The organism is Kitasatospora sp. NPDC059146 (genome assembly GCF_042786665.1).
Lineage (GTDB): Bacteria > Actinomycetota > Actinomycetes > Streptomycetales > Streptomycetaceae > Kitasatospora.
This window is the reverse complement of the sequence record NZ_JBHZCY010000030.1, coordinates 48,335-70,930: the sequence shown is the minus strand read 5'-3', so window position 1 is coordinate 70,930 and position 22,596 is coordinate 48,335. Positions and strand designations below refer to the sequence as shown.

Annotated in this window: 17 protein-coding genes; 12 read left to right on the top strand and 5 right to left on the bottom strand. The window is 72.0% G+C overall.

The window, feature by feature from the left end:
• Window positions 1–65 precede the first annotated feature (65 nt).
• The 3 genes from ACFXPX_RS16025 to istB are packed head-to-tail and all read left to right on the top strand — an operon-like array spanning window position 66 to window position 2,569.
• A complete protein-coding gene (locus ACFXPX_RS16025; protein WP_380641702.1) occupies window positions 66–608 on the top strand; it encodes a DUF2716 domain-containing protein in 543 nt (180 codons plus the stop codon).
• A 33-nt stretch (window positions 609–641) separates the two neighbouring features.
• Window positions 642–1,760 (top strand): hypothetical protein, encoded by a 1,119-nt coding sequence (locus tag ACFXPX_RS16020; protein ID WP_380641700.1) that lies wholly within the window; start codon window positions 642–644, stop codon window positions 1,758–1,760.
• A gap of 11 nt (window positions 1,761–1,771) precedes the next feature.
• Window positions 1,772–2,569 carry an IS21-like element helper ATPase IstB gene (gene istB / locus ACFXPX_RS16015; RefSeq protein ID WP_380641698.1) on the top strand — a complete coding sequence of 266 codons (798 nt, stop codon included), beginning with the start codon at window positions 1,772–1,774 and terminating at the stop codon, window positions 2,567–2,569.
• A gap of 52 nt (window positions 2,570–2,621) precedes the next feature.
• Here istB and ACFXPX_RS16010 read toward each other — a convergent pair whose 3' ends face one another.
• Together ACFXPX_RS16010 and ACFXPX_RS16005 are read right to left on the bottom strand one after the other, a co-directional pair.
• Entirely contained in the window at window positions 2,622–3,071 is a 450-nt protein-coding gene (locus ACFXPX_RS16010; protein ID WP_380641696.1) for a hypothetical protein, read from the bottom strand.
• Between the two features lie 461 nt (window positions 3,072–3,532).
• A complete protein-coding gene (locus ACFXPX_RS16005; RefSeq protein ID WP_380641694.1) occupies window positions 3,533–4,924 on the bottom strand; it encodes a sporulation protein in 1,392 nt (463 codons plus the stop codon).
• 271 nt (window positions 4,925–5,195) lie between these two features.
• Between ACFXPX_RS16005 and ACFXPX_RS16000 the strand changes: the two genes are divergently transcribed.
• From ACFXPX_RS16000 to cas3, 9 genes are all read left to right on the top strand, one after another.
• Window positions 5,196–6,962: an asparagine synthetase B family protein gene (locus ACFXPX_RS16000; RefSeq protein WP_380641692.1), complete on the top strand. Its 1,767-nt coding sequence runs from the start codon at window positions 5,196–5,198 to the stop codon at window positions 6,960–6,962.
• Between the two features lie 28 nt (window positions 6,963–6,990).
• A complete protein-coding gene (locus tag ACFXPX_RS15995; RefSeq protein WP_380641690.1) occupies window positions 6,991–7,437 on the top strand; it encodes an NUDIX domain-containing protein in 447 nt (148 codons plus the stop codon).
• Window positions 7,438–7,507: 70 nt separating this feature from the next.
• Window positions 7,508–8,821, top strand: coding sequence for a UDP-glucose dehydrogenase family protein (locus ACFXPX_RS15990; RefSeq protein ID WP_380641688.1), 1,314 nt, complete (start codon window positions 7,508–7,510; stop codon window positions 8,819–8,821).
• A gap of 3,460 nt (window positions 8,822–12,281) precedes the next feature.
• Window positions 12,282–13,826 (top strand): type I-E CRISPR-associated protein Cse1/CasA, encoded by a 1,545-nt coding sequence (casA, locus tag ACFXPX_RS15985; protein WP_380641686.1) that lies wholly within the window; start codon window positions 12,282–12,284, stop codon window positions 13,824–13,826.
• 425 nt (window positions 13,827–14,251) lie between these two features.
• On the top strand, window positions 14,252–14,866 hold the full coding sequence (gene casB / locus ACFXPX_RS15980) for a type I-E CRISPR-associated protein Cse2/CasB (RefSeq protein ID WP_380641684.1): 615 nt from the start codon (window positions 14,252–14,254) through the stop codon (window positions 14,864–14,866).
• The gene (gene cas7e / locus ACFXPX_RS15975; protein WP_380641682.1) at window positions 14,866–16,011 is read left to right on the top strand and encodes a type I-E CRISPR-associated protein Cas7/Cse4/CasC; all 1,146 of its coding nucleotides are present in this window, start codon (window positions 14,866–14,868) and stop codon (window positions 16,009–16,011) included. Before casB ends, cas7e begins: the two co-directional genes overlap by 1 nt.
• Complete coding sequence (gene cas5e / locus ACFXPX_RS15970) at window positions 16,008–16,745, top strand: type I-E CRISPR-associated protein Cas5/CasD (protein WP_380641680.1); 738 nt, start codon at window positions 16,008–16,010, stop codon at window positions 16,743–16,745. Before cas7e ends, cas5e begins: the two co-directional genes overlap by 4 nt.
• A 55-nt stretch (window positions 16,746–16,800) precedes the next feature.
• Window positions 16,801–17,454, top strand: a complete 654-nt coding sequence (gene cas6e / locus ACFXPX_RS15965) for a type I-E CRISPR-associated protein Cas6/Cse3/CasE (protein WP_380641678.1) — start codon at window positions 16,801–16,803, stop codon at window positions 17,452–17,454.
• Between the two features lie 123 nt (window positions 17,455–17,577).
• Window positions 17,578–20,319: a CRISPR-associated helicase Cas3' gene (gene cas3, locus ACFXPX_RS15960; RefSeq protein WP_380641676.1), complete on the top strand. Its 2,742-nt coding sequence runs from the start codon at window positions 17,578–17,580 to the stop codon at window positions 20,317–20,319.
• A 105-nt stretch (window positions 20,320–20,424) separates the two neighbouring features.
• On the opposite strand, the gene ACFXPX_RS15955 is transcribed toward cas3, so the two are convergent.
• From ACFXPX_RS15955 to ACFXPX_RS15945, 3 genes are all read right to left on the bottom strand, one after another.
• On the bottom strand, window positions 20,425–20,664 hold the full coding sequence (locus ACFXPX_RS15955) for a hypothetical protein (protein WP_380641674.1): 240 nt from the start codon (window positions 20,662–20,664) through the stop codon (window positions 20,425–20,427).
• Window positions 20,665–20,825: 161 nt separating this feature from the next.
• The gene (locus ACFXPX_RS15950; protein WP_380641672.1) at window positions 20,826–21,056 is read right to left on the bottom strand and encodes a hypothetical protein; all 231 of its coding nucleotides are present in this window, start codon (window positions 21,054–21,056) and stop codon (window positions 20,826–20,828) included.
• Window positions 21,057–21,433: 377 nt separating this feature from the next.
• Window positions 21,434–22,596, bottom strand: a 1,163-nt coding sequence (locus ACFXPX_RS15945; protein WP_380641671.1) for a hypothetical protein, incomplete at its 5' end; no start/stop codon positions are given.

The following is a 22,596-nucleotide window of genomic DNA, read 5'->3' as shown; positions in this document are numbered from 1 at the left end:
CACCGTGAGGATCCGGCTGGGTCTGACCACCGACCTTGCAACATTCATGCAGGTAGATTCTGCTCGTGAGCACTGACGCGCTTCGTCGCTTGACCGACCGGGAGTCCAGGGAAGTCTGGGACCGCTTCGACGAGAGGTTCGACTTCAAGCCCAGCATGAATGCCTTCCCCGCGATCACCGAGCCGATTCCGTCGGTGACCTGGAGCCTGGACGCACTTCACGACGATCCCGGTGACCGGAAACTCGATCACCTGGTTCGCCTCGTCCAAGACGGCCTGGCCACCTGCACCCCGCCCGGCACGACGTTGCTCGTCCTGGAATGGCAGCACACCAGCTACCGCCTGCGCCCCGACCTTCCAGCCTCCGACATGTTTCTGCCTGACGCACTGGGCGGCAACTTCCGGCCCGGGTGGCCACGCAGTCCCTATCCGGACGGCGACTACCCCATCTACCTGGTCGAGGATCTCACTTTCGGCACCTTCGGCCACCCGTGGGAGCACTCGCTCTGCGTGTTCGGAACCGACCTGCTGAATGAAGTTGCCACCGATATGGGCCAATTGCTCCCGACGGTTCTGCGCCGAGACGGCCAACCTACGACGACGAGCTAATCAAACGCCCGTCTTCACCGACTCGCTTGAATAGTGCAGAGAAGGATCTTCGCGTCCTGCGGGCAGGAGGCGTTCTTCGAGGGCCACGTCCACGCTCTCAACGTGCTGGGCGGGGTGCCGACCGGCAGGGTCCGCTACGACAACCTTAAGGCCGCGGTCGCCCGGGTGCTGGGCTTCTCCCGCCAGCGGGTGGAGGCCGAGCGGTGGACCGCGTTCCGTTCGCACTACGGCCTCGATGTTCTCTACTGCCAGCCCGGCATCGGCGGCGCCCACGAGAAGGGCGGCGTCGAGGGACAGATCGGCTGGTTCCGGCGCAACCACCTGGTTCCCGTCCCCGAGGTCGCCACACTGGCGGAGCTGAACGCGATGATCGATCAGTGGGACGAGCAGGACGATGCCCGCCGGATCCGCTCCCGTCCGCGCACCATCGGCGAGTACTTCGCCGCCGAGCAATCCCTGCTGGCGCCGTTGCCTGATGAGCCGTTCGAGACGGGCCGGCTGTTCACGTTGCGGGTCGACCGCTACAGCCAGGTCAGCGTCCGCACGAACCGCTACTCGGTACCGGTGCGATTGATCGGCCGGACCGTCCGCGTGATCCTGCACGCCTCCGAACTGGTGGTCTACGACGGACGTGAGGAGGTCGCCCGGCACGAGCGGCTGATCGCCAAGGGCGGCACCCGCCTCGACCTGGACCACTACCTGGAGGCGCTGGTCCGCAAGCCCGGTGCACTGCCCGGGGCGACCGCGCTCGACCAGGCCCGCTCCGCCGGCAGGTTCACCCCGGTCCACGACGCCTGGTGGGCAGCAGCCCGCAAGGCCCATGGCGAGCGCGACGGCACCCGGGCGCTGATCGAAGTCCTGCTGCTGAGCCGCCACCTGCCCCACGAGCACCTGGTCGCCGGCCTCGCGGCCGCGCTGCGGGCCGGCGCCCTGACCGCCGACGCGGTCGCACTGGAGGCCCGCAAGGCGGCCGAGGCCGACACCGCGGACCCGGACGACTCCCAGCCGCCTGCGGCTGACCTCGCGAGGGTGACGTCCCTGACCGTGCGGCGCCTGGCCCACCTGCCGCCCGACACCCGGCCGCTGCCCTCGGTGGCCCACTACGACCAGCTGCTGCGACACCGCCGGCCGGACCGCCCAACCACCACCTGAAGGAGAGCGCCATGACCTTCCCCCGCCAGCGAGGACTCACTGAGCAGGCTGCCAACGCGGCCATCGACCAGGCCTGCCGGATGTTGCGGCTGCCCACCATCCGCGCCCAGTTCCCCGAACTCGCCGAGACCGCCTCGCGCGAGCAGATGTCCTACCTCGGCTTTCTCGCCGAGCTCCTGATGTCCGAGTGCGACGACCGGGCCCGGCGCCGCTCCGAGCGCCGGATCAAGGCAGCCGGGTTCCCGCGCGACAAGTCCCTGCGCAAGTTCGACTTCGACGCCAACCCCAACATCGACCCCGCGATGGTCCACACCCTCGCCACCTGCGAATGGATCAAGAAGAACCTGCCGCTCTGCCTCATCGGCGACTCCGGCACCGGCAAGTCCCACCTGCTGATCGCGCTCGGCACCGAGGCCGCGATGGCCGGCTTCCGCGTCAAGTACGTGCTGGCCACCAAGCTCGTCAACGAGCTGGTCGAGGCCGCCGACGAGAAGCAACTCGCCAAGACCATCGCCCGCTACGGCCGCGTCGACCTCCTCTGTATCGATGAACTCGGCTACATGGAACTCGACCGCCGAGGCGCCGAACTGCTCTTCCAGGTCCTGACCGAACGCGAGGAGAAGAACAGCATCGCCATCGCCTCCAACGAGTCCTTCGGGGGCTGGACCAAGACCTTCACCGACCCCCGCCTCTGCGCGGCCATCGTCGACCGCCTCACGTTCGGCGGCAACATCATCGAGACCGGCACCGACTCCTACCGACTCGCCACCACCCGCGCCCGCGCCGAACATCAGCAGGCCGTCAGTTGACCTTTCTCGGGCCTTCCCCAGGTTGTCCAGAGCAGCAGGGAAGGCCCTTGCATCAAACCCGGCAACAGGACTCGCTCAGATGGCTGTCGATCCCAGCCAGCAGGTCCTGAGCCGCTGCCCTCACCACAGGGTCACTGTCGTGAGTGAGCTGGTCCGCTGTCGCCCGGCGGCTCAGCACGGCCTGGTGAGCTTCCAGTTGCACCTTCGGCTGCGGCGGGTTGCCGTGTTCGAGGATCGTCTGCAGCAACCCGATCACCCCGGCCCGGGAGTTCACGGTCTCGGTGACCGCGAGGTCCCACAGAAAGGGAACAGCGGCGACGGTCGCGTCGAAGACTGCCAGCTCACCGATCCACAAAGCGAGATCGCTCAGGGCTGCCTCACTCGCGCGGGCGTCGCCCCATGCGATCCGCGACAGCACGCCGGGAACATCGGCCGCAGATCCATAGGCATGCTTCAACTCGTGCCAGCGCACGCGGCTTACGCCCTTGAGAATCGTCCCCACCCACGCACTCCAGTCCGATCGTCAGACCCAAGGCCCGATCGGACTCATTCCATCTCACCGACCGCCATGACCGCGAGTCCGGGCCGACACGCCGCTTGGGTGCTCTCGGAACCCAGCAACATTTCGACGGCAGCAGATCAACCTCTGCTGCCCAAACTCATCGACAGCCGCTCTCCGTTGTCACCTACGGAGCCACACCTCCGTGCGGGCGGAGCGGACTCGACGTCCTGCTCGCCGCCGTCCGGGCGTGCCGGGGCGGCGGAGCAGACACCTGAGGCAACAACGTCGTCGTCGCGTACGGCGGGCCACCTCCGCGCGGGTGGAGCGGACCGCCGCAGCGGCGGCGTGGACCTGGCCGTGGCCGGGGCACCTCCGCGCGGGTGGAGCGGACTCCACCCAAGGAGGTAGGTCTGCTCGGCGGCGGCGGGGCATCTCCGTACGGGCGGAGCGGACCGTTGTGGTCAGGCGGCGATGTCGAGTTCGGTCCGGACGCGGTGCACGAAGTCGCGCACGGTTGGCTCCCGGCGCCAGGGGGCGAGGGCGGTGTTGAACTCGCGGACGTAGTCGAGGGCCCGGCTGGACTGGACGCGGGCGAGGATGTCGACGGCCTGGTTGCCGAGTGTGAGTCCCTGGTCGAGGTCGTCGGCTTGGAGGTGGGCGGTTCCGACGATCGCCAGGCGCATTCCGACCGAGCGGGTGAACACCCCGGGCTGCATGGTGGCGGCCTGGGCGTTCCAGACCAGGGACTCCTTTGGCTTCCTCAGGTCGCGAAAGACTTCAGCGGCATCCGCGGAGAGCCGGGCATGGTGGTAGAAGTCGATCCATGCCGGTTCGTCGGCGCGGTCGCGGGCCCGGTCGAGCAGCATCTCGGAGGAAGCCAGCGCGGAGGCCGCGGCCTTCGCGTTGTTGTCTCGGGCGTGGGCGCGGGCTTCGATGAGCTTGGTGAACGCAAGCACTTTGGGGGCGGCCTGGCCGTTGGCACGGGCGAAGCCGCCCTGGGTCATGTCGATGGCCTCGTTGGGGAAGCCGCGCAGCAGGGCCTGCATTGCCATGGTGGTGAGTACGTAGCAGCCAAGCTGCACGTCGCCGCCGGCCCGGGCGAGGCGGAGGGCCTGGATGTAGTGGCGCTGGGCGGCGTCGTGCTGGCCGACGTCGAAGGCAGTCCAGCCGGCCAGGCGGGCCAGCAGGGCGGTCACCGAGAACAGCTCGCGCCCGACCTCGTCGGAGAACGTGCCGGTCAGCAGCGGGGCGGCCCGGTGCTGGAGGCAGTCGGTGACGGAGTTCGCCCTCCAGTTGCCGCCGCCGTACTTCGAGTCCCAGCGGCGGGCCTCGTCGGCGGCGTCGCGGAGCTCGTCCAGGTCGGCACGGCCGACGCGGGCGCCGCCGCAGTGGTCGGCGCGCTCGTCGGCCGGGCTCACCAGCCACCGGGTCACCGGGGTCGTGAACGAGGCAACAGCAAAGCCTGTTCCGGTGAGGAAGTCGCGGCGGTTCACGGAGCTCCAGAACGAAGTGGCGGCGCGGACGGCGTCGGCGGGGTCTCGCGGGAAATCCAACCCGACCGCGGTGTCCGGCGTCTGCGCATCGGCCATTCCGATCTCCGCCAGCTGCACCGGGCAGCCGATGCGTTCGCCGATCGCCTGGGCCAGCAACTTGGGCACGGGCCAGTCCGGGACCATGCCCCGGCGGCACCAGTTCACGACTGAGGTATGTGTATATGTCGTGTTCAGCCCGGCTTCGCGGGCGAGCTGGTTCACGCGGTGGGCCAGTGATTTGTGGCTGGCGCCTTCGCACTTTTCGATCATCCGGGCCAGCGCGTCGTTCGGTGGCTTGGGCCGGCGGGTGGTCGACGCCACAGCGTCCCCCTCAATCGGTCCCGCGATTCGCACGGGGAGTCGTACTCGACTGGTGCAGGAGAAGTCGTACGCCCGGCAAGGAGGCCGGATCACCGAGGGTATTGCCTCCGCCGCTGGCGGTGAACCGGATTCGCGAGTTGTGAGCCCCCTTGCGAGCCCTGCCCCGACCGGTCGTCAGACGGTTGCCTGGTGTTCCGGGCCTCTGCCGGGACCTGGGAAATCACCTTCAGGCAGGGGCCGCCACCGATTCACGCTCGGGGGTGACAACCAGATGTGCGGAATCGCAGGACTGGCCGGCACCGACGCCGTCCGCCACCAGACCACCGTCGCCGCGATGGGGCTCGCGCAGCACCACCGCGGCCCGGACGGCACCCGGCACATGATCTCGGCCGACAGCCGCGCGGTGTTGTCCATGAACACCCTGCTGATCGTCGACACGGCCGCCGCCCCCGGTCCCTACCTGGACCCGGCCAGCGGCATCGTCCTCACCTTCAACGGCGAGATCTACAACTACCGGCAGGTCGCCGCGGCCTGGGGCATCCCCCTGGAACCCGGCGAGACCGATGCCCATCTGGTGCTGCGGGCCTGGGCCAAGCTCGGACCCGGCTGCCTCGCCGGGCTGGACGGCATGTTCGCCCTGGCCGCCTACGATCCCCACGAGGGCCGGCTCTTCCTCGCACGGGACCGGCTCGGGGAGAAGCCGCTCTACTGGCGCCTGGACGGCGGCCGCCTCGCGTTCGCCTCCGAGGTCACCACCCTGACCGGCTACGGCACCGCTCCGCTGGTCGTCCGCCCCGAGATGCTGTCCATCGAGACGCCGACCGGCGTCGACACCCCGTTCCAGGGCATCCAGCTGCTGTCGCCCGCCGGGCTGCTGGCGTTCGATGTCGCCACCGGATCGCTGGTCCAGCGGACCTGGTGGTCCCTGGAGGGTCTGGAGCCCTGGCAGGGCGACTACAAGATCGCGCTCGCCCGGTTCTCGACCTTGCTGGCCGACCGGGTCCCGATGCGGGCGCCCGGCTCGGACTTCGCGCTGCTCCTGTCGGGCGGGCTGGACTCCTCAGTGCTGGCCTACCTGATGCGGCCACCGCTCTGCGTCACGGTCCGCTATCCCGGCCTGGACCGCCTCGACGAGTCCGCGACGGCGGCCGTCGTCGCCCGGGACGTCGGAGCCGAGCTGCTGGTCATCGAGCCGACCGCCGCCGACTTCGCCCGCACGCTGCCGGAGATCATGCACGCGCTGGACTACCCGATGGGCAACGCGTCCACCTTCTCCGAGCACATGGCCTACCGGGCGATCGCCGAACGTGGCATCCGCGTCGTCGTCGGCGGGCTCGGGCCGGACGAGTTCCTGATGGGCTACGTCCGCCACGCGCTCGTCCTGTTCGGCGCGGAGGCCGTGCTGGGCGCCGGACTGGAGGCCTACCGGCCGCTGGCCTCCAAGCTCCTGACCGGGGACGGCGGGCCGCTGGAGCCGGCCGAGGCGATCGTCCGTCTGGTCCTGCTCGGGCAGGACCTGGACGGACGGCTCCGCGAGCTGGTCGCCGACGCCCTCCGCAGGGCCGACGGGGACCTCGCGCGGGGGCTAACGCTGGCGGACCTGGCCACGGCCTGGCGTCCGCTGGTGATGACCTCGGACAAGCTGGCCTCGGCGTTCGCGCTGGAGCGGCGCTCGCCGTTCCTGGCGCGGGACCTGGTCGAGTTCTCCTACCGGCTGCCGGTCGAGTACAAGATCGCCGAACCGGCGGCCGGGAAGCGGATCCTGCGGGATGCGGCGAAGGTCCTCGGCGTGCCCCGGGAGGTCTGGGGCAGCCGGGACAAGCTCGGGTTCGCCTCCCCGGTCCCGAGCTGGCTGTCCGGCCCGCTGGAGCCCTGGGCGACCGCGCAGATCTCCACAGCCCTGGACCAGGCCCCCGTTTCACTGCGGCCGCTGCTGGTCGGCGGCCTGAAGCCGGGCGGACGGTTCGACCGCACCCGCATGCAGGCCCTGATGGCCGCGGCCTGGTTCTCCGACCACACGCTGGCGGTTGCGGCATGACGGACCGTCGGCTCACTACGGTGAGCGCATGGACTCCCAGACTCTCCCCGCCGAGCCGTCCGCCGCCGACCCGCGCGGAGCGGTCGCGATCATCACCAATCGACGCGGCGAACTCCTCCTGCACCTGCGCGACGACCTCGACGGCGTGACCTGGCCCGGACACTGGAGCCTCCTGGGAGGCGGCTGCGACCCCGGCGAGAGCCCGGCCGAGGCGATCGTCCGCGAGCTGGACGAGGAAGCCGGCCTGGCCGTCGACCGTGGCCTGACGGAGCTCTTCGAGACCCCCGATGTCCACGGCTCGGGGCAGATCATCACCTTCTTCGCCGGCTTCTGGGACGGCGACGAGACCGCGCTGCCGCTGGCCGAGGGCGTCAAGCTCCAGTTCTTCGCCCCCGGCCACCTGCCCGTTCTGACCATCCCGCCGTTCATCCGCGACGGCATCCACCGTTACCTGGCCGCCCAACCGGGCACCTGACGCCCCCGTCCTTCGAGGGGCCCGGGCGCCTGGCCAGGCAGCCATCCCGCCCCCTTGGAAGGACCCCTTCGTGAAGCTCACCGTGATCGGCTGCGGCTACCTCGGCGCGACCCACGCCGCCGCGATGGCCGAACTCGGCCACCAGGTCATCGGCATGGACACCGACACCGACAAGGTCGACGCCCTGAACAAGGGCCAGGCCCCGTTCGTCGAACGCGGCCTGGACGACCTGCTCGCCAAGCACACCGCCACCGGCCGGCTCAGTTTCACCGCCTCCTACGCGGAGGCCGCCGCCTTCGCCGACATCCACTTCCTGGGCGTCGGCACCCCCCAGCAGCACGGCAGCAGCGCCTACGACCTCACCCACCTGCACACCGTCGTCCGCCGCCTGGCCCCACGGCTCGGCGACGGCGCGCTGATCATCGGCAAGTCGACCGTCCCGGTCGGCACCGTCGCCCAGCTGCGGCAGACCCTGGACGAACACGTCCGCGACGGAGCGAGCGTCCGCCTGGCCTGGTCGCCGGAGTTCCTGCGCGAGTCCTTCGCCGTCCTGGACACCCTGGAGCCCGACCGGATCGTCCTCGGCGTCGAGGACGGCGACACCAGCAGCGAGGCCGTCTTCCGGAACGTCTACGCCGACATCCTGGCCGTCGGCTCCCCGCTCATCGTCACCGACATCGCGACCTCCGAGCTGATCAAAGGTGCCGCGAACGCCTTCCTCGCCACCAAGATCTCCTTCATCAACGCCATGGCCGAACTCTGCGAACTCGCCGGCGCCGACGTCCAGCAGATCGCCCTCGCCCTCGGCTACGACCACCGGATCGGCGCGAAGGGCATGCGGCCCGGCCTGGGGTTCGGCGGCGGCTGCCTGCCCAAGGACCTCGCCGGCTTCACCCACCGCGCCGAGGAACTCGGCGCCGACACCGGCCTGCTCCGCCAGGTCGCGGCGATCAACCAGCGCCGGCGCGACCACACCGTCGACCTCGCCCGCGAAGCCCTCGGCGGCACCCTGACCGGCCAACGGATCGCGGTCTGGGGCGCCGCCTTCAAGCCCGACACCGACGACATCCGCGACTCCCCGGCCCTCGACGTCGCCGCCGCCCTCCAGCGGGCCGGCGCCGAAGTCACCATCCACGACCCCGCCGCGATGGAGAACGCCCGCAGGGTTCACCCTCAACTCGACTACGCCGACGACCCCACCACAGCCCTCACCCACGCCGGGCTGCTGCTGCACCTGACCGACTGGCCTCAGTACGCCGATGCCGACCCCGTCGAACTCGCCCGGCACATCGCCGTCCCCACGGTCATCGACGCCCGCGGCACCCTCAACGCGAACCGCTGGCGCGAGGCCGGCTGGACCTTCCGCGCCCTCGGACAATCCTGATCTTCAGCTGCCTGCCCACCTCCGCGTGGGCGGAGCGGGCGCGTTCGCGAACGGCGGCATCCAGGCCCGCGCCGGGGCACCTCTGCGCGGGCAGAGCGGACTCGGCCAGCGCGACGAAATCGCGGCTGGTGATCGGGGCACCTCCGCGCGGGCGGAGCGGACGCCTGGACGTCGGGGTCGACGTAGGCGTTCATCGGGGCACCTCCGACTGCGACCTGCCCGGGGCTGGTCTCGACCAGCCCCGGGCACCTCCGCAACGGCGGCGCGGACCTCCCCATGGGCCAGGGCGCTGTCCAGGTCGCCGGGGCACCTCTGCGCGAGCGGAGCGGACCCGCTCCAAGGGCCGAGCAGTTCGTCGAGGGGCGGGGCACCTCCGTACGGGCGGAGCGGACACGTGCTGGACGAGGAACGAGCGGTCCGGCCTCGGGCCACCTCCGCACAGGCAGATTGGACTAGCTCGCCGCTGCAGCGGTGCTGGTCAAGGGTGGGGCACCTCCGCACGGGCGGAGCAGGCGTACGCGGTGAGCGTCCGGGTCTGGGAGTCGCCGGGCCACCTCCGCACGGGCGGAGCGGACACCTACTGCGGCGACTCCGGCTCGCAAGCCCGCGGGGCACCTCCGCACCGGCGGAGCGGACGAGACCCGGCTCGTGGAGTACGGCGAGTCCTGCGGGGCACCTCCGCACGGGCGGAGCGGACCTCCCCATCGCGGGCATGAAGAGCGGCTGGTTCGGGACACCTCCGCACGGGCGGAGCTGACGTGACCGTGCCCTCGCTGATCAGCGTCACGATCGGGGCGCCTCCGCACGGGCGGAGCGGACGTCGTACGGGGCGGCTCGGCCCTGTCGTTCCGCGGGGCACCTCCGCACGGGCGAAGCGGACGCGATGCCGAAGCACCGGAAGTCGAGTTCGTGCGGGTCACCTCCGCGCGGGCGGAGCGGACTCCTCGGACGTGAGATCTCGCCCTTCGCCCTCCGGGGCACCTCCGCACGGGCGGAGCTGACGCCACCATCCCCCGCACGCTGATCCACCTGCTCGGGGACCGCCGCACGGGCGGAGCTGACAGCAGCGCGGTTGATGAGAAGAACCGCGGCGACGGGGCACCTCCGCACGGGCGGAGCTGACTCGGCGACCCGCTGAGCTCGACCGCGATCGTGCGGGGCACCTCCGCACGGGCGGAGCGGACCGGTCGGAGATCAGGAACCTGTTCCCGACGACTGGGTCACCTCCGCGCGGGCGGAGCGGACGCCCAGGCCTCGGCGGACCAGGGCGACCCAGGTGGGTCACCTCCGTGCGGGCGGAGCGGACGTCAGGGCCTTCTCGACCCGGCGGCGCTCGGCCGGGTCACCTCCGCGCGGGCGGAGCGGACTCGTACTCCACACACCCCACCAGCAGCGACAGCGGGACACCTCCGCACGGGCGGAGTGGACGGTGGAGGGGCTGTCGCGCTCCTCGCGCTGATCGGGGCACCTCCGCATGGGCGGAGCGGACCACCTCCAGCCCCGGACAACCGAGTCCGGCGAGACGGGTCACCTCCGCGTGGGCGGAGCGGACCTCCAACTGCGCGCGATCGGGGTCGGCGGCGGTGGGTCACCCGCGCCGGCGGAGCGGACAGGCCGAGGCCCGGGAGGCCCGCCTCGTTGTCCGGGTCACTTCCGCGCGGGCGAAGCGGACATGCTGGACGGCGTGGAGCAGCACGGGAACGGCGGGGCACCTCCGCGCGGGCTGAGCGGACGTGCTCTCCGGCGCGGTGTGCGTCCAGCCCGGCGGGCCACCTCCGCACGGGCGGAGCGGACTGCCCCCGGCACTTGCGCAACAACACCACAGACGGGTCACCTCCGCACGGGCGGAGCGGACCCTTCGCGACCTGCAGCGCAGCGCGGCCTTTGCGGTTTCTTGGCCGTGCCGCAGTGTCGGGTCGGCAGTGCTGTTGTGGTGTCAAGGAGCGCTCGCTGCCCATGGTGCCACGGCTCGCGGACAGCACCGCGGTGAACGAGCTACCCAGGAACTCTCACCGTGCAGGAGGCACTCCTCCGTACGGGCAGAGCGGACATCCGGTAGCCGGCCGACCGCCCCGGTCCGATCGGGCCACCTCCGTGCGGGCGGAGCGGACACCCAGTTGCAGCAACGCTTCGTCGAGTGCGCCGGGGCACCTCCGCGCGGGCGGAGCGGGCCGCGAGGTCGCCGGGCACCGGTTCGCCGGGGTCGGGGCACCTCCGCGCGGACGGAGCGGACTTCCTCACCCCCGACCCGGAGATGGAGCGCTTCGGGGCACCGCCGCGCGGGCGGAGCGGACACGTGCCAGTCGCAGTAGGCCGGGTGATGTTCCGGGGCACCTCCGCGCGGGCGGAGCGGACGACGCCCTGATGCTGCTGCTCACCGGCGTCATCGGGGCACCTCCGCGCGGGCGGAGCGGACTTCGGGTGTGACGCCGCGTTTCCAGCGCGGGACCGGATCACCTCCGCGCCGGGCGGAGCGGACTCGTCGAGCACCCTGACGCCAAGTTCGCGGGCCGTGCCACCTCCACGCGGGCGGAGCAGACGCCCTGGTGGCGCAGCTCGGCGGCTCCGCCTGCGGGCCACCTCCGCGCGGGCGGAGCGGACCTGGGGTATCAGGCCTCGGGGGACCTCTGCGTAGGCGGGCCGGCCGCGGCCTTGGCCAGCGGCAGCGCGGACTCCTGCGGGTCACCCCCGCGCAGGGGCGGAGCGGAGGTCAGCGTGCTTTCCTCGCCGCCCTCGGTGAGTGGGTCACCTTCGCATGGGCGGAGCGGACCAGATCAAGGCTGGTGGTCCTGCCGAGGAGACCGGGTCACCTCCGCGCGGGCGGAGCTGACGACGACCTCCTGGCCGAGCTGCAGCCCTGGGACCGCGGGGCACCTCCGCGCGGAAGGCCCCAACGCACAGTCGCCGCAAGGCAATTGCCGACGGGGCACCTCCACGCGGGCGGAGCGGACTCGACGTCCTGCTCGCCGCCGTCCGGGCGGGGCGGGGCGGCGGAGCAGACACCTGAGGCAACAACGTCGTCGTCGCGTACGGCGGGCCACCTCCGCGCGGGCGGAGCGGCCATCAGGCCTTCGGCCGCCAGGACGCGGAACGCCGGGCCACCTCCGCGCAGGCAGAGCGGATCGGTCGGAGAGCACGCGTAGCGGAGCTTTCTCCGGGCCGCCTCCGCGAAGGCAGAGCAGACTGCGCCGTGTCGTCGCCGAAGCGCGGTACCCAAGGGGCACCTCCGCAGGGCGGAGCGGACCTTCGAGACCTGCTGCGCAGCGTGGTCCTGTGCTGCTTCTTGACCGTGCTGAAGCGTCGGGTTGAGGAGCTGTTGTGGTGTCAAGGAGCGAGGAGTTGATCCTAGTGGTGGGGTGTGACGGCGTCCTCTGTTCTGGGTTCGGGTCCCGGTTGTCAGTGGCTGGGTCTAGCGTCACTGGGTGGTGACTGACCGTGCTCGAGTAGTGGGGACCGCCCTGTGTCGCGTCCGTCGTTCGATGTGGTTGTGAGGCCGTGGATCACGGCTCGTGTGCGTGCTGACCTGGCTCCTGGGGAGGTGGCTGAGCTGCCGGTGAGGGGTGGGCCGGGGGAGTCGGTGGTGCTGGGTCTGGGTGATGTGCTGAGGTGGGCTCATCTGCTGGAGCACGTCGACTGCCCGGATCCGGCGTCGGAGTCGGCGCTGTTGCGGGTGCTGATCGCGGTGACGGCGCGGGTCACGGGCCTGGACGTGGCGGAGGACTGGGACGACTGCCGGTGGGACGCGCTGGAGGCCGGCCGGCTGGACTCGGGGCGGATCGCGGCGTACTTCGACCGGTATCCCGGGCGGTTCGACCTGTTCGACGTGGAGCGGCCGTGGCTGCAGGAGCCGCGGCTTGAGGGGGAGTGCACGGGCAGCAGCGGGACCGGGCGGCTGGTGATGACGAGCCCGTCGGGGAACAACCATGTGTGGTGGCCGCTGGAGAAGGGCGGGATCGGCGGGCCCGTTCCCGCCGTGACGGCGGCGTTCGGGCTGCTGACGTGGTTGTTCGCGGGGCCGTCGGGGACGGCGGCGAACCGGCGGCGGTCGGACGGGCGGAACAGCCACTACACGGTGGCGGGGCCGATCCGGGCGCTGGTGTCGTGGTTCCCGGCGGGCCGCAGTCTCGCGGAGACGCTCATCCTGGGAGTGCCGTCGCCGGAGACCTGGCCGACGAACCCGGGTCGGGACGAGGCCCCGTGGGAGGCGGAGCAGCTCCCGGATCCGAGGGTGCCGGCGGCGCCGTCCGGGCCGGTGTCGCTGCTGACGTCGCGTGCCGCGCACGCGGTGCTGCTCAAGCCGGACGCCGACGGCGGGCACGTGACGGATTCGTGGGTGACGTGGGCGTGGGAGAACGAGCTGCCGGAGGCCGAGGACCCGTACGTGATCAGGCGTGACGAGGGCGGTCCGGTGCGGGCGAACAGTGCGCGGGTGGCGTGGAGGGACCTGGACGCGCTGCTGCTGAAGACGGTGGCGGGCAAGACGCCGCGCTACCGGCCGGCCGTTCTGGCGTCGGTGGCGCGGCTGCCGCGGGAGACGGCGGCAGGTCTGCGGTTGCGCGCGTACGGGCTGCACCAGGAGCGGCGGGATCCGGAGACCGTCTGGTTCACCGCGGTGACGCCGCCGGTCCTCGGCTTCCTCGAGGAGCTGGACGGGGACGGTGCGGCGGCGGTCTCGGTGGCCCGGTCGCAGGCCGAGGGTGTGTCGTCCGGGCTGGCGAAGGCGTTGCGGGCGGCGTGGCAGGGGTTCAGCGGGGACAGCAAGGTCTGTCCGTGGGTCGATTCGGCGCTGCCGGTGTACTGGTCATTGGCGGAGGCCGAGTTCTGGAAGGCGGTCGTCCCGGACGGTGACGGGGTCCGGGCCCGGCCCGGGTTTGTGGGGGTCGCCACGAGGGTGTTCGACGCCGTGACGGAGGCGGCCGCGCTCACGCCTCGGGGTATGCAGGCCGTCGAGGAGGCCCGGGCCGCGATGCTCAGGCGGCCCCGGGGTCCGCGGAAGAAGACGTAGCCGTTCCGGCGCCGGGGACGTAGGCGGCGGCGTTGAGTTCTCCCGGTTCCGGTTTCCGCCCGTTCCTCCGGTCCCCGTTCGTTCGGTCCCCGGCACGGCGGGTCGACTGTGCGGGGGCGGCGGCCGGGCCGGTGGGGTACTGGACCCGGACCGGGCCAGGTGGCGGTTGGCGCCGAAGGACAGGCCCTAGGTCCGAGGCCGATGAGGGCCCGCCGGCGCAGCCCCGCCGAGGGCCGGCTGGGTTCGATCCGGCTCCGTGTCGTCCCACTGATCCGGCTACCCACGCCACAGCCCACAGCCCGTCCGACCGCCGACCGCCGACCGCCGAGACGAACGCTCGGCCGACACGAAAGGAGCCGGCCTCCAAGCCCGTCCCCTCCCGCCACCGGCGGGAGCCCGACCCTTCAACCCTCACCGAGGAGCCCATGTCCACCGACTCGCCGCCCTCCGCGGAACCGGACGTCCTCGCGCACCAGCGCGCCTTCATGCTGCACGTCCACCAGCAGTGCTCCACGCCCGGCGGCCGCGCCGCGGTCCGCTCCGCGCTGACCGACCCGCACAAGCCGTTCCGCGCCTACGAGTACCTGCTCGCCCGGATCCCGCGCTGGACGAACAGCGACACCGAACGCGCCTACGTCCTGACCGCCGGCATGTACGCCGATCAGGCCCCCAACCCCCGCCTCGACCGCCAGCCGAAGCCGCCCGCCGGCCTGGCCGCCCCGGTCGACGGGGACCGCTGGCGCAACCTCGGCTGGTCGCTCGCCCGCGCCGTTCACACGAAGACCCTGACCGACGACACCGTCAAGGCCCGGCTGCTGCTGATGTCCCGCCAGGACGCCGACGCGCTCACCCGCGACCTGCCGCCCCTCGTCGCCCGCCTGCGGGCCGGCGACGTCCCCGTCGTGTGGCCGCTGCTGCTGCGCGACCTGACCCGCTGGGTCGACTACCCGACCGACACCGCCCGGGCCTGGGCCCGCGCCTACTACCAGTACGACCCCACCGCGCCCACCGCCGCCAGCACCGACGAGGAGACCTCCTGATGAAGCGCCGCCTGTACCTCGACCTGCACGTCATCCACTCCTACCCGCTGTCCTGCCTCAACCGCGACGACCTCAACATCCCCAAGACCGCCCACTACGGCGGCGAGCAGCGGGGCCGGATCTCCTCGCAGTCCGGGAAGCGGCATGTGCGGGTGGAGGTGGAGGACCGGCTGGGGGAGTGGGCGGTGCGCACGAAGCGGCTGCCGGAGAGCATCGCCGCCGAGCTGGTGCGCACCGGCGGCTGGGACGACGAGCTCGCGCAGCGGGCCGGGCGGATGGTGGTCCTGGCGGCGGGGGTGAAGGGCGTGGCCGTGGACGGGGACAACGACACGAACAGCATGCTGCTGCTGCCGCGGGCCGGTATCGCGGAGCTCGCCGAGGTCGCGGTGGAGCACCGGGAGCTGGTGGAGGCGGGTGCGGACAGGAAGAAGGAGGCGGTGGCGCAGGAGAAGCTGGTGAAGGCGGCCGGCGGGCGGGTGCTGGAGGTGTTGCGGGGGCGGACGTCGAGTATCGCGGCGTTCGGGCGGATGCTGGCGAACGAGCCGGGTTCGGCGGTGGCGGGTGCGGTGCAGGTCGCGCACCAGCTGACGACGCACGCGCTGGCGGTGCAGCCGGACTACTTCACCGCGGTGGACGACATCACGCGTGGTCAGGAGGACGAGTCGGGGTCGGCGCACCTGGGGACGGCGTTCCACACGTCGGGGACGTACTACCGGTACAGCTCGGTGAACCTGCCGGAGCTGGCGGGGAACCTGGGCGGGGACGTGGAGGGGGCGAGGCGGGTCTCGGTGGAGTTCGCGCGGGCGTTCGCCGTGGTGGTGCCGTCCGCGCGGCAGGGGTCGACGGCGCCGTTCACGCCGCCGGCGCTGGTGCACGTGGTGCTGCGCGGGGACCAGCCGGTGAACCTGGGCGGGGCGTTCGAGCGGCCTGTCCGGGCGGAGGGGGGCAGTGGTTTCGTCGAGCCGTCGGTGCGGTGCCTGGACGCGCACGCCGGGGCGGTGAACGGCTTCTACGGGGACGGTGGTGTCCTCGCCCGCTCGTACAGCGGCCTGGGGGTCGGGTCGGTGGAGCACCTGGGCGAGGACGCCGGGTCGCTGGAGAAGCTGCTGGCCGGCGTGGACGCGGCGATCGGGGAGCACCTGTGAGCGGCGGCCTGCTGCTGCACCTGTCGGCGCCGATGCAGTCCTGGGGCAGCCCCTCGCAGTTCGGGACGCGGCTGACCTACCCGCATCCGACGAGGTCCGGTCTGACGGGCCTGTTCGCGTGCGCGCTCGGTCTGGCCCGCGGGTCCGACCTGGGGGAGCTGGCCGCACTGCGGTACACGGCGCGTGTGGACCGGCCGGGCCGGCTGCTGCGCGACTACCACACCGTCGGCGGCGGCTACCCGCGGGAGAGGACCGTGGTCACCGCCGCGGGCGGGCGGCGCCCGCTGAAGGAGGCCACGCTGCAGTCCGAGCGCTGGTACCTGGCCGACGCGGCGTTCACCGTCGCGGTCACCGGCCCGGCCGCCACCACCACCGCGGTCGCCGAGGCGCTGCGGCGCCCGGTCTGGCACCCGTACCTGGGGCGCCGCTCCTGCCCGCCGGCCGCGCCGGTCCTCGTCGGCGCCGCCGACGATCCCGTCGCGGAACTCCACCGCCTGCCGCTGCACCGCGAACCCGACGGCAAGGGCGCGACCGAGGTGGTCTTCGTCCACGACACCGACCCCGGCACCGGCCGCCCGCCGCTCACCCAGGTCCGCGACCAGCTCCCCACCACCGGCTCCCGCCGCTTCGCCCACCGCCCCCTGTGGGAGACCCTCCACCCGTTCACCGCCGACCAGCACGCCGGCACCGGCACCGCCTGGATCACCGCTCTCACCGCCTACACCCGCACCTGACCCAGCCTCACCGGCCCCGCCCGCCGCGGGGGACACCGCCCAACCGGAGAACCCGATGACCCACCTCACCCAGCTCCGCCTCCACCCCCGCTCCCGCGAGGCAGCAGCCGACCTGCGCAACACCAGCCACATGCACCAGCGGATCATGAGCATGTACCCCGACGCCCTCACCAGCGGCGACGCCGCCCGCCGCAGCCTGGGCGTCCTCTACCGCATCGAACGAACCCCCCAGGCCACCACCCTCCTCGTCCAGTCCACCCTGGCCGCCGACCCCACCGTCCTGCCCGACCACTACGCCACAGCCCAGCAGCGCAACCTGGCGCCGCTGCTGGAGTGGCTGGCCGACGGCCGCACGGTCCGTTACCGCATTGACGCCTCCCCGACCCGCTCGCTGCGCGACGGAACCCGCGACGCCGACGGGCGCCTCAACCGCGGCAAGCCCGCCCCCTTGCACGGCAAGGACGCGATCGCCTGGTGGGAACGCAAAGCCCAGACCGCGGGCCTCGACCTCCACGACATCCTCGACATCCCCCAGGAACCCGCCACCGGCCACCGCGCCACCGGACCGATCCGCCACACCCTCAGCCGCTTCGAAGGCACCGCCACCATCACCGACCACCAGGCACTCCACACCGCGCTCACCAACGGCATCGGCCGCGGCCTCGCCTACGGCGCCGGCCTCCTCAGCATCGCCCCCCACCACGAGTAAAGAAACCGCAAAGCCGCCAGAGAGTCGCAGGTCAAAAAGGGGTCCGCTCCGCCTGCGCGGAGGTGGCCCGTCGTACGGATTATCCCGGTATGTAACCTCACCGTCCGCTCCGCCTGCGCGGAGGTGGCCCGTGGCCTGTGGCCTGTGGCCAGTGTTCACGTTGTTGGTAGACCGGTGATCTGGAGGAGTTTGGTGTTCGATCCGCGAGTTGCCGGTAAGCGTCGTGGGCTGCCTGATCCGTACCCGCTGGTGTGTCATCTGGCGGACACCGCGGTGATCGCGGGCGGGCTGTGGGACTCCTACCTGACGGCTTCTCAGCGTCGGTTGATCGCCGGTGGCTGGGGGGTCGATCCGGCGCGGGCGAGGCGGCTGGTGATGCTGGCGGCGGGTATGCACGACGTCGGGAAGACCATCCACTGCTTCCAGCGAGGCCTCGAAGGTACCGCCGGGCTGCTGGCCGACCTGCGGTACCCGGCGCCGACGGGCTGGATGCACGAGGAGTGGATCCCCCATCAGGTGGCGAGCCATTGGGCGCTGCCGCAGATCCTCACAGGGCTGGGGTGGCCGCCGGTCGAGCGGCCGTGGAAGTCCGTGGCGCACCAGGTCGCGCAGATCCTCGGCGGTCATCACGGGGTGTTCGGTGAGGCGCTGTCGCCCGCTGCGATGGCCGACCCGTTGAAGGAGCTGCGCGGGCTGGGTGGGGACGGCTGGGCCGAGCAGCGTGAGGAGCACGTCCGGGCGGTGTTCGGGATCTGCGGGTCGCCGGCGGCACCCGGGCGGCTGTTGCCCGCGGGTGCGGCGGTGGTGGTGACCGGGCTGGTGGTGCTGGCGGACTGGCTGGCGTCCAACACGGGGCAGGTGCGGGGCCGGCTGGCGGCGTGGAACGGGGACCTGGCCGCGCACGTCGTCAGGATCCGGCAGCGCGCACCCTGGGTGCTCGCCCACGCCCAGCTGGCGGCCCCTGCCTGGAAACCGGCTGCGACGTTCACCGACCTGTTCCCCGACATCACGAAGCCGTACCCGCTGCAGGCCGACGTCGCCCAGCGCCTCGGAGGCCTGGTGGAGGGGTCTGGGCTGGTGCTCGTCACCGCGCCCACCGGCGACGGGAAGACCGAGACCGCGCTGTTCGCCGCCCGGGTCCTCGGCGCGGCGGCCAGCGCCGGCGGCCTGGCGGTGCTGCTGCCCACCATGGCGACCACCGACGCGATGTGGCGCCGGGTGAAGAAGTTCACCGCCCGCGCCGCGGAGGTCGGCACCCCGGTGACCCTGCTGAACTCGATGGCGTGGCTGAACGAGGACTACGACCCGGACCGCGACGAGATCGTGGCGGACGACTGCGTGTCGACCCAGGCCGCGTCCTTCCTCCGCGGACCGCACCGGGGACTGGCCGCCGGCGTCGCGGTCGGCACCTGGGACCAGGCGGCACTGGCGGCGCTGCCGGTGCGGTTCAACGTGCTGCGGTGGCTGGGGCTGTCGGGCAAGACCCTGGTCATCGACGAGGCGCACAGTTACGACGCGTACGGGCACCGGCTGACGCAGCGGCTGCTGGAATGGTGCGGCCACCTCGGCATTCCGGTCGTGCTGGTGTCGGCGACGCTGACCGGGCGGACCGCCACCGACCTCGTCGGCGCCTACCGGGCCGGCGCCGGCCACAAGGACACGCAGCCGATCACCTCCCCCTACCCGGGCTGGGTCCACGTCTGCGCCGGGACCGGGAAGGTCACCGCGCACGGGCCGCTGCCCACCATCCGAGAACGCGACGTCGCCGTTGACCACCACACCGTCCGGCACACCCACGACCCGGCGGTGCCCGCAGGCCGGGCCGCCCGGATCCTGACCGAGCTTCGGCCCGCCGCGGCCGGCACGGGCTGCGCGCTGGTGGTGTGCAACGTCGTCGCCGACGCCCAGGCAACCAGGAGGCTGCTCACCGAGCAGTGGGGCGAGGACGGCCCGCAGGTCGTGCTCCTGCACGCCCGCCTTCCGATGTGGCAGCGGATCGAGCGCACCAACCTGATCGAGGGCATGGTCGGCTCGAAGGGGGCCCGCCCGGACCGGCCGCTCGTCGTCGTCGCGACACAGGTCGTCGAACAGTCCCTCGACTGGGACTTCGACCTGGTCGTCTCCGACCTCGCCCCGATGAGCCTGCTCCTGCAGCGCGCCGGGCGCTGCCACCGGCACGACCACCCACGCCCGGCCTGGGCGCCGGCCCCTCGGCTGGTCGTCCTGTCCCCGCCCGACGGCCTGCCCGCCCCCAGCTGGGGCGACGTCTACGACACCTCACTGCTGCGCCGGACCTGTGACGCGCTCCGCGGGCTGGAGGGGCCGATCGCGATCCCTGCTGCGGTCCCCGGCCTGATCGCCGGCGTGTACGACGCGGCCTGGGACCCGGCCCGGATGGACGCCGACGACGCGCGGCGCCTGGCGAGGGAGCAGGCCCAGGCCTCGGCAGCCGACATGGTGATGATCCCCGCGCCGGACCGGGTCAAGGACCTGTACCCGCTGACCTCCGCCCTGGACCCGGATCTCGCGGTCACGCGTCTGGGCGGTGAGTCGAAGCGCATCCTGCCTGTGTGGCCCGACGGCGACGGCTGGACCGTCGCCTTCGTCACCGCCGACGGCCCGGCCAAGCTGCCCCACCACCCGGGCAAGGACGACGTCCGCACCGTCGTCCTCTCCACCGTCCAGGTCCGGTCGACCTGGCTCACCGGCGCCGGAGCGGACACCCACCCGCCGGCCCCGTGGCAGGACATCCCCGCGCTGCGCGACGTCGCCCTGGTCCCGCACGACCCGCGGACCGGCCGCTGGCACGCCCCCGACGGCAGGACGATCCGCCTCGACCCCGTCGACGGCATCATCCGCGAGTGAACGCCGTACCGCGAGAAGAGACCTGCACGCCGTCCCCGGTTGGCCCGGAGACGCTGAGACCGGAGGCGGCCAATGGCGTCTCCGGCTCGGCCCGGCGGCTGGCCGTCACTCCTCGAACGCGAAGATCATCCAGTGCCAGGCGGCGCTGTCACGGCTGGTGTCGAGCTCCTCGACGATGCGCAGCCCTTTCATCCAGCGTCCGTCGCCGTGGAACTTCGCCAGGCAGGTACAGGTGCAGGTGAACTCCGCGGCGCGCCGGCAGGAGGGGGTGCAGTTCTCCTTGGGGTTGTACTCGCGGCCGAGGATCCCCGAGAGGTCGCCGAGGTCTGCGGAGGTTCGAAGCAATTTGCCGATCAGCTCGGCTACCACTGGCCCGAACGTCGACGACGCGCTCGGACCGCGCGTGAGGCCGAGAACATATCGGGCCAGGTATAGGTGTTATCCGCCAGTGAACGACCAGGCCGCCGAGCTCGGCGGCCTGGTCCTGGCCGCATCGGCGCCGAGATTTACAGGTGGCTGCCGGCCCCGTACCGGTCGGGGCCGAGCCGGTGCAGCTGGAGGTAGCGGTCGGCGGCGGCCAGGGCGGCCGGGCCACGCTTGGCGGCCGCGGCCAGCGTCATCCCGGGCTGGCCGCCCCGGTAGACCAGCACCTGGGCCCCGTCGTCCTCGGGCAGCTCAGCGGCCAGCGGGTCGAGGCCGTATCCCGGCAGCCAGTCCTCCGGCTGCTGGTCGGGCACCAGGGCGCGCAGGACCCGGCGGTGCGGACCGGGGGCCTTCGCTCAGGATCACGAGCATCAGGTCGAGTACGTGGTCGTCGTAGGGGACGGACGAGTCGGCCAGGCCCAGGCGGCCGCAGCCGCGCAGGAACAGTAGTCGCAGCACGTTGGCGGCCAGCAGTGGACCCTGGCCGCCGGCGTGTTCGCCCGGTGCCGCGCCGCCGCCGGCGACCGGGGGCCGAAGGAACGGATGACCCGGCACGTTCCTGGCCAAGATCCGGCAGGCCCTGAGCTGTTTGCAGGGAACGAGTGGCATGGGCCCGCGGCGGGCCCATGCCACTATCTCGTGCTTCTACTCTTCGTTGGCTGTTCTGTCGTCGGCCACCGGGGGGGGTGGTTCAGGCGGTGGTGGCGAAGGTCCAGCCGGGCATGGTTTCCCAGGTGAGCCACTTGTTGTCGCGGTAGGTGGCGCGGGACATGGTGCCGTTGGTGCCGGTGGCGAAGAGTTCGAGGGTGTTGGTGTAGGCGTTGTAGGTGGCGGAGGGGGTGCCGGAGAACTTCCAGTCGCTGATGGTGCTCCAGCCGCTCCACTTCTTGGTGTCGGGGGCCCAGTAGGCGTGGCCGAGTTGGCCGTTGGTGCGGACGGCGAAGAGTTCGACGGAGTTGGCGGCGGGGTTGTAGACGGTGGTGGGGGTGCCGTTGAACTGCCAGTCGCTCATGGTGGTGACGTCGTTCCAGCGGGAGCCGTTGAGGCTGTAGCTGTGGGCCATGGTGCCGTTCGTGGTGGTGACGAAGACCTCGGCACTGTTGTTGGCGGGGTTCACGACGGCGGTGGGGCTGCCGGTGACGCCGGGGCCGCTGATGACGCCCCAGTCGCTCCAGGACTTGGTCTTGTTGTCCCAGTAGCGGTGGCCGAGTTCGTTGCGGCTGGTGGTGTCGAAGAGCTCGACGGCATCGGCGGCCGCGTTGTAGACGGCGGTGGGGGTGCCGTTGAACTGCCAGTCGCCGTGGGGGCGGACGTCGTCCCAGGGCTTGCCGTTGTCGCTGTAGGAGTGGGCCATGTAGCCGTCGGTGGTCAGGGCGAACACCTCCGCGGTCCGGTTCGAGGGGTTGAACACGGCGACGGGGTTGGCCTTGAGGTTGGAGATGCCGGGCAGGGCGGCCCAGCCCGTCCACTTCTTGGCGTCCGGGTCCCAGTGGTTGCGGCAGAGCTTGCCGTCCTTGCCGACGGCGAAGAGCTCGAGGGTCTTGGTGGCGGGGTTGTAGACGGTGGAGGGGATGCCGGCGAACTGCCACCTCTCCAGGGTCGACCAGCCGCTCCAATCCTGGTTCTCGGTCTTGGAGTTGTAGGCGAGGACCCCGTCGGTGCCCAGGGCGAAGATGTAGGCCGTCCTGGTGTCCGGGTTGTACACGGAGTTCACGACGGCGGAGGAGTAGTCGACCTTGACACCCCACACGGACACGGTCTGCTGGATCCATCCGGCGATGTCGTCGACGCGCGTGCTGTAGGCCCCGGTGCGGGTCTCGGAGGCGGGGACCCCGAGGCAGCCGCCCTGCCAGG